This window comes from Citrobacter sp. wls711 (assembly GCF_005281055.1).
In the GTDB taxonomy this organism is placed as follows: Bacteria; Pseudomonadota; Gammaproteobacteria; order Enterobacterales; family Enterobacteriaceae; genus Citrobacter; species Citrobacter gillenii.
The window spans coordinates 39,544-53,584 of record NZ_SZXC01000049.1; the positions used below are offsets into that span (position 1 = coordinate 39,544).

Genomic DNA, 14,041 nt, shown 5'->3' on the forward strand with positions numbered 1-14,041 from the left:
TATTGAGAATGAGGTAACGGCTATGTCTTATCGCGATCAACCTTTAGGTGAACTGGCGCTCTCTATTCCTCGCGCTTCGGCACTGTTTCGTAAGTACGATATGGATTACTGCTGCGGCGGTAAGCAAACGCTGGCACGCACTGCCGCACGTAAAGAGCTGGATGTCGAGGCTATCGAAGCCGAACTGGCAAAACTGGCTGAGCAGCCGTTGGAAAAAGACTGGCGCAGCGTGGCACTGGCAGAAATTATCGACCATATCGTCCTTCGTTATCATGACCGCCACCGCGAACAGCTGCCGGAACTGATCCTGCAGGCCACCAAAGTTGAACGCGTGCACGCAGACAAGCCAAACGTACCACGCGGTCTGGCGAAAAACCTGACCATGCTGCATGACGAGCTGTCCAGCCACATGATGAAAGAAGAGCAGATCCTGTTCCCGATGATCAAACAGGGAATGGGTAGCCAGGCGATGGGGCCAATCAGCGTAATGGAAAGCGAGCATGACGACGCCGGTGAGCTGGTCGAAGTGATCAAGCACATCACCCAAAACGTGACGCCGCCGCTGGAAGCCTGCACCACCTGGAAAGCCATGTATAACGGCATTAACGAACTGATCGACGACCTGATGGAACACATCAGTCTGGAAAACAATGTGTTGTTCCCGCGTGCCCTCGCTGGTGAATAAAAAGGGCGCCTGAGAGCGCCCTGATTGATGAAGCATTAGAGCCGCGTCGCGGCTCTTTTTTTATTAACGTACACCTGCCATACGTTTCTTACCGATAAACAACCAGCCCAGCCCCAGCGCAATGAACCACAGCGGCGTGACGATCAGCGCCTGACGGGTATCTTCTTCCAGCGTCAGCAGTACCAGCACGAACACGAAGAACGCCATGCACACCCAGCACATCACCTTGCCCCACGGCATTTTGTAAATCGACTTCTCATGCAGCTGCGGACGCTGTTTGCGGTACACCAGGTACGAGCAAAGAATGATGGTCCAGACAAACATGAACAGAATCGCCGATACGGTGGTGATCATGGTGAACGCACCGATCACGCTCGGATTAACGTACAGCATCACCACACCGCCCAGCAGGCAGATACAGGAGAAGGTTAAGCCTTTCGCCGGAACAGCACGTTTGGACAGCTTGGCGAACGCTTTCGGTGCCACGCCTTCCTGCGCCAGACCGAACAACATACGGCTAGTCGAGAACACACCGCTGTTCGCAGAAGACGCCGCAGACGTCAGAACCACAAAGTTAATCAGGCTCGCCGCCGCCGGTAAGCCGACCAGCACGAACAGTTCGACAAACGGGCTCTTGGTTGGAACCACCGAGCCCCACGGGGTGACGGACATAATCACAATCAGCGCGAACACGTAGAACATGATGATACGGATTGGAATCGAGTTAATCGCACGCGGCAGGGATTTCTCCGGATCTTTGGTTTCCGCCGCTGTCGTCCCGACCAATTCAATACCCACGAACGCAAACACCGCAATCTGGAAGCCCGCAAAGAAGCCGCTCAGGCCTTTCGGGAACCAGCCACCGTCATTCCACAGGTGGGTAAACGATGCCTGAACGCCAGTAGGTGACTGGAAGTGCGTCAGCACCATCACCAGACCAACCACGATCAGGCCGACGATGGCGACAATTTTGATCATCGCAAACCAGAATTCCATCTCACCAAACATTTTCACCGTGGCGAGGTTGAGGACCAGCAGCAGAATGATTACCGCCAGCGATGCCACCCAATCGGATAGCCCAGGGAACCAGAATTGCGCATACGCGGTAATGGCAACGACGTCCGCCATCCCGGTCACGACCCAGCAAAACCAGTAGGTCCAGCCGGTAAAATACCCAGCCCACGGCCCGAGCAGGTCGGAGGCGAAATCACTAAAAGATTTGTATTCGAGATTCGAGAGCAGCAATTCTCCCATTGCACGCATCACGAAAAACAGCATAAAACCGATGATCATATAAACAAAGATGATCGACGGCCCGGCGAGGCTGATGGTTTTCCCGGAGCCCATAAACAGGCCGGTACCGATAGCGCCACCAATGGCAATAAGTTGAATATGTCGGTTTGTGAGATTGCGCCGCAGCGACTGTTCAGACGAAGCCTCTTCGTCGGCAACGACTTTTACCTGATCTACCATGTTTTTTTCTTCCTGTACCTGTCTGTGTTGTTCAGGCTCTACGGCCTTTGGTGTGTCTATGATACGACGATCCCGTTATCAGGACTCATCGATATTAGGTAAGAATTGGCGGGATGAATACTAAGATTTAGATATAATGTTAATTTTATGTTTAAAGTGAGTGTCATATCACTCTGATAGCGCGAATCAGCTCACAAAAATACGCGCAAGCGCGCTATTTGCAAGATAAAATATCGACATCGGTATAACTATAGCTTTTCACGCTATTTTTCTGCTCCCCCCAAGGCTGAGGGGAACAGAAGTCACTGCTTACAGGATTTCAAGCAGCTCAACGTCGAATACCAGCGTGCTGAACGGAGGAATGGACGCACCCGCGCCACGCTCGCCGTAGGCCAGTTCCTGAGGGATAGTCAGCTCCCATTTGGAACCCACCGGCATCAGGGTCAGCGCTTCAATCCAGCCAGGGATAACGCCGTTAACCGGGAATTCAGCCGGTTCACCACGGGCAACGGAGCTGTCGAACACGGTACCGTCGATCAGTTTACCGGTGTAGTGTACGCGTACACGGTCGGTACGTGCCGGGATAGCCCCTTCGCCCTGCGTCAGAACGCGGAACTGCAGACCGGATTCAGTGCTGTTTACACCGTCTTTCTCACGGTTTTCTTCCAGATATTTGACGCCATCAGCAGCCATAGACTGGAAACGCTCACGACGGACCGCATCAGCACGTTCATGGATTTCACGCAGCGCACGGTGCACAACGTCAACCGGCACAGCTGGATGTTTGCCTTCCAGCGCATCAGCGATACCCGCAACCAGCGCTTCAGGCAACAGCCCTTCCAGACCGGATTCGCTCAGCTGCTGTCCTACCTGCAAACCAATGCCGTAGCTTGCTTGCGCTTCGATAGTGTCAAAAGTCGGGGTGGCCATCATATTTCCTTTCATCGGAGGTAAAGTAGCGGGCAGCATAGCAGCCATGCCGCATCCGGTAAAACTTTGTCTCGGGAACAGATGACAAATCGCGAGGAAACATAAACAATAGGAATATCCCGCGTTGACGTCACGAAAGCGGGCATGAAGGCAAATATCATAGAATCAGGCATCTATACTCTATGATTCAGGAACGAGACGCGGAGCAGGAGGAAAGCCATGCCCGGGCGCTTTGAATTAAAACCAACCCTGGCGAAAATCTGGCATGCACCGGACAATTTTCGCATTATGGACCCGCTACCGCCTATGCATCGCCGCGGCATTATTGCTGCCGCTATCGTGCTGGTGATAGGTTTCCTGCTCCCTTCCAACGATACCAGCGATACTCCTGCGGTCACACGTGATGCCCAGTTGGATCTCCAGTCGCAATCGCAGCCACCCACTGAAGCTCAGCTGCAGGCGCAGCTGGTCGCCCCGCAAAACGATCCGGGTCAGATGGCACCGGTCGCACCGGAACCCATCCAGGAAGGCGATCCCGATGCGCAGCCGCAAGCCCAGCAGTCCCAGCCTCAGACGCAGCCTTTTCAGCCCGATAGCGGGATTGACCAACAATGGCGTACCTACCGTGTAGACTCCGGAAAAACGCTCGCCCAGGTGTTCCGTGACCATAATCTTCCACCGACCGATGTGTATGCCATGGCGCAGGTTGAAGGTACCGGAAAACCGCTGAGCAACCTGAAAGACGGTCAGATGATACAAATCAGGCAGAATGCCAATGGCGTGGTCACGGGGTTAACCATCGATACCGGCAACGGCCAGCAGGTGCTGTTTACCCGCCAGCCTAACGGCAGCTTTATTCGCGCACGTTAAATGTACTGATTGCCGGGTGGCGGCTTCGCCTTACCCGGCCTACGGCTCCCGCGATTGTAGGCCTGATAAGCGGTAGTGCCATCAGGCGTTACCGCTTCACCTTATTCACCCACCAAATCCCCGAACAGACCAGCACCAGCGCCACTGCGTATTTCCATTCGAGAATGTTCTCACCAAGAAAAATCGACGACAGCACCGCACCAGAGACCGGGATCAGGAAGTTAAACGGCGCGATCATTCCCACGCGGTTGTATTTGAGCAGAATACTCCACAGTGCGAACGCCACTGAGGAGAGCAGCGTCAGGTAGCCCAGAATCGCCACCGATGCAGAGCCGTGGACGGTAAGTGTTCCGCCAAAAGCGTAGCCACCGATAACCAGAGCCAGACCGCCCATCCCCAGCTGATACCCCGTCATTACCGTCGGGTCAACCGTCTGCGAAATACGTTTTCCGTACAGCGTAGCGGCAGAGAGAATAAAGGCCGCCAATACCACTGAACCGTCTCCTAACAGGGTAAAGCTAAAATCCATCAGCCCACTGTTAAAATTCACCACCATCACGCCAGCAAAGCCCAGAATGCAGCCCAACGCTTTGTTGTAGCTCAGCTTGTCGTTCTGATAGATAAAGTGGGCCAGCAGCACGCTAAAGAACGTTCCGGTGGCGTTCATGATTGAGCCTTTCACACCCGTGGTGAAGGCCAGACCAATATAGAAGAAGATGTATTGCAGCGAGGTTTGCGTCAGCCCCAGCAGCGTAAGCTGACCAAATTGACGCGGACTTAACCTGCCAATGGGTTTGCGCTGCGCCATCGCCAGCAGTAGCAGCAATAACCCCGCAAACAAAAATCGGTATCCGGCAAAAACAATCTTTGACGGAATATCATCGGTGGCAATCTGGAAAATCTCATATCCGCTTTTAATCGCCGGATAGGCGCTCCCCCACAGCAGGCAGCAAAATGCCGCGCTCAGGTAGACCACGTTTTTACGCGCGAACAGAGGTTGGTGCGTTGTGTCCATGCCATCACCACTTTGAAATTGTGTTTTATTTTTATGATTATCGCGAAAAGGATAAAGAATAGCCAGAGCGAAAAACAGGAGGGCAGAAAAGCAAAACGCCGGCACAAGGCCGGCGCTTTTACGCGGTTTTTAGAATAAAAACTTATTCTGCAACTACGTTTACAGTCAGCTTAGCAAACACTTCGCTGTGAACCTGGAAGCTCACTTCGTGCTCGCCAGTGGTACGCAGAACGCCGTTCGGCAGACGAACTTCACTCTTAGCCACTTCAACGCCAGCTGCAGTTACAGCGTCAGCGATGTCGCGAGTACCGATGGAACCGAACAGTTTACCTTCGTCGCCTGCTTTAGACGCGATGGTTACGGTTTCCAGTGCATTGATTTTCTCAGCGCGAGCTTCAGCAGCAGACAGAACGTCAGCCAGTTTGGCTTCCAGTTCAGCGCGACGTGCTTCGAAGAATTCAACGTTTTTCTTGGTAGCAGGAACAGCTTTACCCTGTGGTACCAGGAAGTTACGAGCGTAGCCCGCTTTAACGTTAACCTGATCACCCAGGCTACCCAGGTTTGCTACTTTATCAAGCAGAATAACTTGCATTACCTTATCCTCTTAAAGTCGTTAATAGACAGCGGCCGATTACTGATGACGATCGGTATACGGCAGCAGGGACAGGTAGCGAGCGCGCTTGATGCAGCGAGCCAGCTGACGCTGGTATTTTGCACGAGTACCGGTGATACGGCTCGGGACAATTTTACCGCTTTCGGTAATGTAGTTTTTCAACGTTGCGATGTCTTTGTAATCAATCTCAACAACGCCTTCCGCGGTGAAACGGCAGAACTTGCGACGACGGAAATAACGTGCCATATGGCTAGTCTCCAGAATCTATCAATTCAATCTGCTCGGCATGCAGAACCATTTTGCTCAGGCCGTTCTTTGCCTTGTGGCAAGAAATGAACCCCTGAACAGTTACTGCGCTACCGACCGTTATACTGTGAGTAATGGCCTGGTTTTCGTGTCCGCTAATAATAACGGGCATTTGGCACCACGCCTGCCGGTGGAAACCGGCTTCCTCCTGCACAGAACGATGCTCAAGCACGAACTGGCAATGAGGAATTCCTGATGGGCTGACCTTGCGAAGCGGCGTCCTGCACACTGTGCCAGATAACACCAGACGGTTGGTCATCAGAAATTACTCTTCAGAATCCCCAGCTTCAGCATCATCTGCGGTTTCGTTAGCGAAATCATCGCGACGTTCACGACGCTCGTCTTTCGCTTTAACCATCGGAGATGCTTCGGTAACAGCGTGCTTAGTACGCATTACCATGCTACGGATAACGGCATCGTTGAAGCGGAAGTTTGTTTCCAGCTCATCGATAACTTCCTGCGGCGCTTCAACGTTCAGCAGAACGTAGTGAGCTTTGTGCAGTTTGTTGATCGGGTAAGCCAGCTGACGGCGGCCCCAGTCTTCCAGACGGTGGATCGTGCCTTCTGCTGCAGTGATTGCACCAGTGTAGCGTTCGATCATACCCGGAACCTGTTCGCTCTGGTCAGGATGGACCATAAAAACGATTTCGTAATGACGCATCGAATTGCTCCTTACGGATTATTCAGCCTCCTGTCTGGGTCAGCCGAGGCCCATGGAGGCAAGGAACGTGTTAAAGGTCGGCTGAAAAATGACGCGTCATAATACTGGCGGTAGCAGGTAAACTCAAGGTGATTGTATGAATATTTATCAAACCGTCATTAATACATATCCACCAGCATTTTGACACTGATGCAAATCGAGACAATCACAATCATCGGTCGGATGACTTTCTTCCCACGCGTCAGCACCACCGAGGCTCCAAGACGCGCACCGAGAGATTGCCCAACGAACATCACCAGTCCCAGCGACCAGATCATTTTACCGCCGAAAATGAAGAACAGAATCGAGGCGATGTTCGACGCCAGGTTAATAAAGTTGGAGTGAATTTGCGCCTTATCGATGCCGTATCCCCATAACGTGATATAGCAGAGCGTATACAAGGAACCGGCCCCTGCGCCGAGAAAACCGTCATAAAAACCTACGCACCCACCGCCGATAAGTGAAAAGAGAAACAGCGATACCTGCTGCTTTCTTTTTGGTTCGCTCAGGTTAGGGGCAAAAATAAAGTAGATGGCGACGGTAATTATCAGCACCGGCAGCAGCTTTTTTAGCAGGTCCGGCTCAATGAACTGAATCAGTGTGGTACCCAGCGCGGAACCGATAAAGGCAGATAAGAACACATACTTGTGTTCCTGCACGTTGATATGCCCCCGGCGCAAAAAGTAAATCCCAGAGGTGAGTGAACTACCCAGAGCCTGAATTTTATTGGTCGCCAGCGCATTGGCCGGCGGTAAACCGGAGATCAACAATGCGCCAATTGAAAGAAACCCACCGCCCCCTGAAACCACATTAATAAAACCCGCCACCAGCGCAACCATAAACATAATCACGAAGTAGCTGAAATCCATGAATGAAGTATCCATAAGTTTTTGCCTTATAATCATGAAGTTATATTCTTTTTCAGCTCACTATAAACGGCGTACCCTTCCGGTTAAATTGACCATTTGGTAAGAGCTTATGCCGGGGAAACAGGAATTTTTTAACCGTAGCGGAAGGCATCAGTTGATTGTTAATTAAAGAAAAGACGGCTATGCGGTAATTTTTTGAACAACTGCATCAGAAATGGTCGCTATCGACTCTGTCGGTTGTGGTTAAAATTAAATCAGAAGTTATCCACTCACAGGAGAGCGCTAACCAGAGACCGCGATCGAGGAGGTACCTATGCGAACCCGTGTGTTGACCCTTTTGGCCGTGCTATTGCTCAGTGCAAATGCAATGGCAGCCATTGAAATTACCCACCGTCAGGCCAGGAATATGGATGATGTGCAGAGCTTAGGCGTGATTTACATAAACCATAACTTCGCCACTGAAAGTGAAGCAAATCAGGCCCTGAATGAAGAAACAGATGCGCAAGGCGCCACCTACTACCACGTGATCCTCACCAGGGAACCCGGAAGTAACGGAAATATGCACGCCAGCGCGGATATTTATCGCTAGCTACCCAGAAATAACCAACGAGAACATTGCCACAGTTTGACTTGCCCCCTTGATTGGGGGCTTTTTTTTGCAGTAAAACGCCGCCGAAGCCAGACCGATAACATCCCCTTAAAGATTTAGCTCCGGGGCATTTTTCTTACTTCTGCCCGTAATAGGCGTTCGGACCGTGCTTACGCATGAAGTGTTTATTCATCAGGTAATCGTCGATGGGGTTAAGCCCGGGGTTAATGCCGCGCGCAATCCACGCCATCTTTGCCACCTCCTCCATCACCACCGCATTATGCACCGCATCCTCGGCATCTTTGCCCCAGGCAAACGGGCCATGCTGATAGACCACAATGCCCGGCGTATGTAACGGCTCAACGTCGGCTAGCGTTTCTATGATCACCTTTCCTGTGTTCAGCTCATATTCGCCCTGCACTTCTTCTGCCGTTAATGCCCTGGTGCAGGGAATATCGCCAAAAAAGTAATCCGCATGGGTGGTTCCCAGCGCCGGGATCGCCTGCCCCGCCTGCGCCCATGCTGTGGCGTGGGTAGAGTGGGTATGCACTACGCCGCCAAGCGATGGATAACGCTGATACAGCGCCAGATGAGTCGCGGTATCAGAGGAAGGGCGATAGCCACCCTCCACCACGTTCCCTGACATATCCACCACCACCATATCGTCTACTGTCATATGCGTATAGGCGACACCGCTGGGCTTGATTACCACCTGCCCGCGTTCACGGTCGATAGCGCTGACGTTGCCCCAGGTAAAGGTCACGAGGCCATAGCGCGGCAGATCCATATTGGCTTCGAACACCTGCTGTTTGAGTTTTTGCATTACGCCGCCTCCACCAGACCTACGTTTGCCATACGCGCTTTCACCCAATCACGCGCTTTCGCTACTTCAGTCGCAGGGTCATCTGACGTTTCACTCCACATCTCAATCAGGTATGGCCCGCAATAGCCGCTTTGCTTGAGTGTTTCGAAACAGCGTTCAAAATCGACAACGCCTTCACCAAACGGTACGTTCTTGAATACGCCAGGTTTAGTGTCTTTCACATGTACGGCGACGATGTGTCCGATTCCGGCCTGTAGCTCCATCTGCACGTCGTTATCCCACGCCGACAGGTTGCCGATGTCTGGGTAGAGCTGGAACCACGGGTTATTCAGATAGTGCGCATAGCCCAGCGCCTTGCTGATCGAGTTCATCAATGGGTAATCCATGATTTCCATCGCCAGCGTCACCTGTGCGCGGCTCGCCATCTCAACGCTCTCTTTCAGCCCGTCGCGAAAACGCCGACGCGTCTCGTTGTTGGCTTCTTGATAGTAAACGTCATAGCCCGCCAGTTGGATGACTCGAATGCCGACGTCCTGGGCGAAGTGGATCGCTTTACGCATGATCTCCAGCCCCTGCGCACGTACCACGTCATCTTCACTGCCGAGCGGGAAGCGACGATGGGCGCTCAGGCACATCGACGGTACCCGCACACCGGTTTCGGCAACGGCGTTAACCAGCGCCAGACGCTGCTCACGGCTCCAGTCGAGACGAGCCAGGCGAGCGTCGGTTTCATCTACTGACATCTCAACGAAGTCAAAACCCAGCGTTTTCGCAAGCTGTAGCCGCTCCATCCAGCACTCTCCGGCGGGGAGTGCTTTCTCGTAGATGCCGAGCGGAATTTGTTTCGACAGCATAATTGCTCCTTAGCCCCACAGCTGGGCAATAGAGCGTTTAAACTGACGCGCGGCTTCAACCGGGGAAGCGGCATCGCGAATGCTGCGACCCGCGATAAAGACGTGAATCGGGATGCCTTTGAACAGCGGCAGATCTTCCAGCGCCAGGCCACCGGTCACCGTGACCTTAAAGCCCATATCAGACAGACGTTTGATCGCGCTGATATCCGCGTCACCCCACGCCACACCAGCGGCCTGCGCATCACGGCTGCGGTGATACACCACCTGTTGAATGCCCGCTTCACGCCACTCCTGCGCTTGCTCCCAGGTCCAGTAGCCGGTCAGTTCAATCTGCACGTCGCCATTGAACTCTTTCGCCACGTCCAGCGCACCTTTGGTGGTATTGATATCTGCACAGCAGATAACTGTCACCCAATCCGCGTTGGCTTCAAAACACATGCGGGAGAGAATTTTTCCCGCGTCGGCGATTTTGGCGTCTGCCAGCACGATTTTATGCGGATACAGCGCTTTCAGGTCGCGAACCGCACGCACGCCTTCGGCAACGCAAAGAATGGTACCCACTTCAATAATGTCTACTTCATCGGCAATCAAGCGTGTCGTTTCATACGCGGAAGACATGGATTGGTTATCCAGCGCAACCTGCAACATAGGTAATGACATTTTGGTGTTCCTTTTAAACAGCCGCCGCGGTGGCGTTATCAATTAAATCCAGCACTTCCTGCGCGGTGCGGCAGGCACGTAAACGGTCGAAGTTAGCTTCATCGTCAAACAGGTTAACGATCTGCATGATGCCCACTTCTTGATGGGTGTTGGCGTCAACCGCCGCCATCGTTATCAGGATATCGACAGGGTCGTTATCTTCATGGTTGAAGACCAGCGGCGTTTTCAGGGTCACCAGCGCAAAACCGGTTTTCTTCACACCTTCTTCTGGGCGCCCGTGCGGCATCGCCAGACCCGGCGCTATCACAAAATAGGGACCATGTTGGGCAACGCCATCCAGAATGGCCTGGTAGTAGCGCGGCTCAACCACATCAGCCTTAACCAGCAGATCAACGCCCAGCTTGACCGCCTCCTGCCAGGTGCTGGCCTCGGCCTGTAACAGGATCGCGTTATTGTCCGCCAATGAATCTCGTAATTTCATATGGCGTCCTTACTTCACATCTTGTGGGAAATGCGCGTTGATCACTTCCAGCAGCTTTGGACCAAAGTCAGCGGGCGACAGCATGTTACGTACACCCACCACGTATTTATTGCCGGTAACGGTAATCTCACCGGCGATGTGGGTGGAGGCGATGATGATATCCGCGCCGCTCAATTCGCTTTTGTATTCCCCCACCGCGCAGCTGTTCACCGTGTGGTCGATATTTGACTGGGTTAAAAACTGGTCCACTTTCATTTTCATAATCATGGAGCTGCCTTGCCCATTACCACATACAGCCAGAATACGTACGGTCATAATCGGAACTCCTTATTAAGCAGACTGTTCTGCCAGTTGTTTTTCTGCGTCTTCCTCAGCGCGCAATGAGCGTCCTGCGAAAAACATATAAGCCAGTGCAATCACAATAATGACGGCCATAAATATCAGCCCTATGGAGGCGAAGCCCTGCATCATCGGCGGTGCCAGAATTGACCAGTCCGCCATGCCCATCCAGGCGCTCATACCGGTGAGTTTCACCGCCCAAACGCAGCCGAAGATTTCAATCATTCCCATCACCAGGCAAATCTTGAGCGCAGCACGCCAGCCGCCAAAGTGATTAGCAAACACGCCGATAGTGGCGTTAGAGAAGAACATCGGGATAAAGCCCGGAATGATCAGAATGGAGGAACCTACGCCGACAAGGATGCCGACGGCGATCAGCTGACCGATAGTGCCCCACATAAAGCCCCAGACCACAGCATTCGGCGCGAAGCTATAAATGGCCGCACAGTCGATGGCCAGTACCGCCCCAGGGATCAGGCGTTGGGAGATACCGTTAAAGGCCTCAGAGAGTTCGGCGACAAACATGCGCACGCCCTGAGTAATAATGAAAATAGCCACCGCAAACGAGAAGCCGGTTTGCAGGATATAGACCGTCCAGTGGGTTTTCCCCGCCATCGCCTGCACCACATCGATACCGAAAGAGAGCAGGATCGCACCGAAGAAAATGGTCATCACAATCGCTGTCGAGACGATATTGTCGTGGAAGATATTCAGCCAGCCTGGCAGCTTGAGGTCTTCAACGCTTTCCTCTTTTTTGCCCAGATACGGTGCGATTTTATAAGCAATCCACGACGCAAACTGCTGCTGGTGCCCGATAGAGAAGCCGCAGCCATCAGTCACTTCCTGCGTCGGCTTGTACATCATGTTTGAAGTGATGCCCCAGTAAAGCGACACCAGCACCGCAGTGCAGATAATGGTGGTCCACATGGAATAGCCGAAGATATAGAACGAGACCGCAATCAATCCCGCCTGCTGAAACATGATGTGCCCGGTCAGCATGATGGTGCGAATCCCGGTAATCCGTCGTAGCAACACGTAACAGATATTCAGCGCCAGCGCTAACAGCACCGCATAGCCCACCCAGCTATAAGCATCGCCCATACGTTCGATGGTTGCCATCATTGAGGCGTAGGTATCGGAAATCGCCCCGTTGATGCCATAAACCTCAGACATCTTCGCCACTACCGGTTTGAACGTGCTGGTGAGAATGCCGGACCCGGCCTGCAGCAGCATAAAGCCGATGATCGTTTTGATAGTGCCCTTGATGATAACGCTGACACTTTTACGCAGCAGGATGTAACCGAGGCAGGTCACAATACCCAACAGCAGCGGGGCGTTGGTCATGACCTGATTAAAGAACACGGTAAAGATGTTGTAGAGGATCTCCATAACGATCTCCAGTAGACGAAGTTGCTGAACATTCATTACAGATGCCCAGGATATTGTGCCCTCACTTTAGTTTTCAAAAGTAATCACATCAAGATTGAATTTGATTAAATGTGATGCAGTACGCAAATTATTCACTTACGAATGAAATGGTTTTTCCCACATTCAATCAAATGAAAATAAAATCAATAAAAACAATTAAATATGATTATTAATTAATGAAGATGCACTTTATCTTATTGCAATATTTATCGAGAACGTCTCTTTTCGTTGAAAAAACACGCATTGCCATTTTGATAAAATGGTGTCAGGATTAATCAAAACAAGTCACAATTTGATTCAACTTGAACAAACATGAAGGTAAATGCGATGAGTAAAGTAAAAAGTATCACGCGTGAATCATGGATCCTGAGCACATTCCCGGAGTGGGGCAGCTGGCTAAACGAAGAGATCGAACAAGAACAGGTTGCACCAGGTACCTTTGCGATGTGGTGGCTGGGCTGTACCGGAATTTGGCTGAAATCGGAAGGCGGGACTAACGTCTGCGTTGATTTTTGGTGCGGAACAGGCAAGCAGAGCCACGGTAATCCACTGATGAAAACGGGCCATCAGATGCAGCGTATGGCAGGCGTGAAGAAACTCCAGCCAAACCTGCGCACCACGCCGTTTGTTCTCGATCCTTTCGCCATTCGCCAGATCGATGCCGTTCTCGCCACGCACGATCATAACGACCATATCGACGTGAACGTTGCTGCCGCCGTCATGCAGAACTGTGCCGACGATGTGCCGTTTATCGGACCACAAACCTGTGTGGATCTGTGGGTGGGTTGGGGCGTGCCAAAAGAACGCTGCATCGTGGTGAAGCCAGGCGACGTCGTTAAAGTAAAAGATATTGAAATTCATGCGCTCGACGCGTTTGATCGTACGGCATTGATCACCTTGCCTGCGGATCAAAAAGCGGCAGGTATCCTGCCTGACGGCATGGATGCACGTGCGGTTAACTACCTGTTCAAAACGCCGGGCGGTACGCTATATCACAGCGGTGATTCTCACTACTCCAACTATTATGCAAAGCACGGCAACGAGCATCACATCGACGTCGCACTGGGCTCCTACGGTGAGAACCCGCGCGGTATCACCGACAAAATGACCAGTTCCGATATGCTGCGTATGGCAGAAGCGCTGAACACCCAGGTGGTTATCCCCTTCCACCATGATATCTGGTCAAACTTCCAGGCCGATCCACAGGAGATCCGTGTTCTTTGGGAGATGAAAAAAGACCGGCTGAAGTATGGCTTCAAACCGTTTATCTGGCAGGTTGGCGGCAAATTCACCTGGCCGCTGGACAAAGATAATTTTGAGTATCACTACCCGCGCGGCTTTGAAGACTGCTTTACCATTGAACCGGATTTACCGTTTAAATCCTTCCTGTGATTGCAGTTAAAATG

Annotated in this window: 18 protein-coding genes; 4 read left to right on the forward strand and 14 right to left on the reverse strand. The window is 52.1% G+C overall.

Features of this window, described 5'->3' with window-relative positions:
• Positions 1–22: 22 nt before the first annotated feature.
• Positions 23–685: an iron-sulfur cluster repair protein YtfE gene (gene ytfE, locus FDW98_RS14850; RefSeq protein ID WP_096758555.1), complete on the forward strand. Its 663-nt coding sequence runs from the start codon at positions 23–25 to the stop codon at positions 683–685.
• A 63-nt stretch (positions 686–748) separates the two neighbouring features.
• Here the strand turns inward: ytfE and cycA are convergent, their stop codons facing one another.
• Together cycA and fklB are read right to left on the reverse strand one after the other, a co-directional pair.
• Positions 749–2,158: a D-serine/D-alanine/glycine transporter gene (gene cycA / locus FDW98_RS14855; RefSeq protein WP_096758556.1), complete on the reverse strand. Its 1,410-nt coding sequence runs from the start codon at positions 2,156–2,158 to the stop codon at positions 749–751.
• A 309-nt stretch (positions 2,159–2,467) separates the two neighbouring features.
• On the reverse strand, positions 2,468–3,088 hold the full coding sequence (fklB, locus tag FDW98_RS14860; protein WP_168246986.1) for an FKBP-type peptidyl-prolyl cis-trans isomerase: 621 nt from the start codon (positions 3,086–3,088) through the stop codon (positions 2,468–2,470).
• Between the two features lie 219 nt (positions 3,089–3,307).
• Between fklB and FDW98_RS14865 the strand changes: the two genes are divergently transcribed.
• A complete protein-coding gene (locus FDW98_RS14865; protein ID WP_096758557.1) occupies positions 3,308–3,958 on the forward strand; it encodes an OapA family protein in 651 nt (216 codons plus the stop codon).
• Positions 3,959–4,046: 88 nt separating this feature from the next.
• On the opposite strand, the gene FDW98_RS14870 is transcribed toward FDW98_RS14865, so the two are convergent.
• The 6 genes from FDW98_RS14870 to FDW98_RS14895 all read right to left on the reverse strand — a co-directional run bounded on the left by FDW98_RS14870 (position 4,047) and on the right by FDW98_RS14895 (position 7,476).
• Entirely contained in the window at positions 4,047–4,973 is a 927-nt protein-coding gene (locus FDW98_RS14870; RefSeq protein ID WP_096759481.1) for a DMT family transporter, read from the reverse strand.
• 142 nt (positions 4,974–5,115) lie between these two features.
• Positions 5,116–5,565 (reverse strand): 50S ribosomal protein L9, encoded by a 450-nt coding sequence (rplI, locus tag FDW98_RS14875; RefSeq protein ID WP_003025676.1) that lies wholly within the window; start codon positions 5,563–5,565, stop codon positions 5,116–5,118.
• Positions 5,566–5,604: 39 nt separating this feature from the next.
• Positions 5,605–5,832: a 30S ribosomal protein S18 gene (gene rpsR / locus FDW98_RS14880; RefSeq protein ID WP_002210155.1), complete on the reverse strand. Its 228-nt coding sequence runs from the start codon at positions 5,830–5,832 to the stop codon at positions 5,605–5,607.
• A gap of 4 nt (positions 5,833–5,836) precedes the next feature.
• A complete protein-coding gene (priB, locus tag FDW98_RS14885; RefSeq protein WP_096758558.1) occupies positions 5,837–6,151 on the reverse strand; it encodes a primosomal replication protein N in 315 nt (104 codons plus the stop codon).
• Between the two features lie 6 nt (positions 6,152–6,157).
• A complete protein-coding gene (gene rpsF / locus FDW98_RS14890; RefSeq protein ID WP_096758559.1) occupies positions 6,158–6,553 on the reverse strand; it encodes a 30S ribosomal protein S6 in 396 nt (131 codons plus the stop codon).
• Positions 6,554–6,711: 158 nt separating this feature from the next.
• Positions 6,712–7,476, reverse strand: a complete 765-nt coding sequence (locus FDW98_RS14895; protein WP_096758560.1) for a TSUP family transporter — start codon at positions 7,474–7,476, stop codon at positions 6,712–6,714.
• 298 nt (positions 7,477–7,774) lie between these two features.
• On the opposite strand from FDW98_RS14895, the gene yjfY reads away from it, so the two are divergent.
• Positions 7,775–8,050 carry a DUF1471 family protein YjfY gene (yjfY, locus tag FDW98_RS14900; protein WP_096758561.1) on the forward strand — a complete coding sequence of 92 codons (276 nt, stop codon included), beginning with the start codon at positions 7,775–7,777 and terminating at the stop codon, positions 8,048–8,050.
• Between the two features lie 136 nt (positions 8,051–8,186).
• Here the strand turns inward: yjfY and FDW98_RS14905 are convergent, their stop codons facing one another.
• From FDW98_RS14905 to ulaA, 6 genes are read right to left on the reverse strand one after another with little or no spacing between them, the layout of a single operon-like run.
• Positions 8,187–8,873, reverse strand: coding sequence for an L-ribulose-5-phosphate 4-epimerase (locus tag FDW98_RS14905; protein WP_096758562.1), 687 nt, complete (start codon positions 8,871–8,873; stop codon positions 8,187–8,189).
• Positions 8,873–9,727 (reverse strand): L-ribulose-5-phosphate 3-epimerase UlaE, encoded by an 855-nt coding sequence (gene ulaE, locus FDW98_RS14910; RefSeq protein WP_096758563.1) that lies wholly within the window; start codon positions 9,725–9,727, stop codon positions 8,873–8,875. Before ulaE ends, FDW98_RS14905 begins: the two co-directional genes overlap by 1 nt.
• Before the next feature lie 9 nt (positions 9,728–9,736).
• On the reverse strand, positions 9,737–10,387 hold the full coding sequence (gene ulaD / locus FDW98_RS14915; protein WP_096758564.1) for a 3-keto-L-gulonate-6-phosphate decarboxylase UlaD: 651 nt from the start codon (positions 10,385–10,387) through the stop codon (positions 9,737–9,739).
• A 13-nt stretch (positions 10,388–10,400) separates the two neighbouring features.
• On the reverse strand, positions 10,401–10,868 hold the full coding sequence (ulaC, locus tag FDW98_RS14920; protein WP_096758565.1) for a PTS ascorbate transporter subunit IIA: 468 nt from the start codon (positions 10,866–10,868) through the stop codon (positions 10,401–10,403).
• A 9-nt stretch (positions 10,869–10,877) separates the two neighbouring features.
• Positions 10,878–11,183, reverse strand: coding sequence for a PTS ascorbate transporter subunit IIB (gene ulaB, locus FDW98_RS14925; protein WP_096758566.1), 306 nt, complete (start codon positions 11,181–11,183; stop codon positions 10,878–10,880).
• 15 nt (positions 11,184–11,198) lie between these two features.
• On the reverse strand, positions 11,199–12,596 hold the full coding sequence (gene ulaA / locus FDW98_RS14930; protein WP_096758567.1) for a PTS ascorbate transporter subunit IIC: 1,398 nt from the start codon (positions 12,594–12,596) through the stop codon (positions 11,199–11,201).
• A gap of 366 nt (positions 12,597–12,962) precedes the next feature.
• Here ulaA and ulaG point away from each other — a divergent pair, with 366 nt between their 5' ends.
• Complete coding sequence (ulaG, locus tag FDW98_RS14935) at positions 12,963–14,027, forward strand: L-ascorbate 6-phosphate lactonase (protein WP_096758568.1); 1,065 nt, start codon at positions 12,963–12,965, stop codon at positions 14,025–14,027.
• Positions 14,028–14,041: the final 14 nt, after the last annotated feature.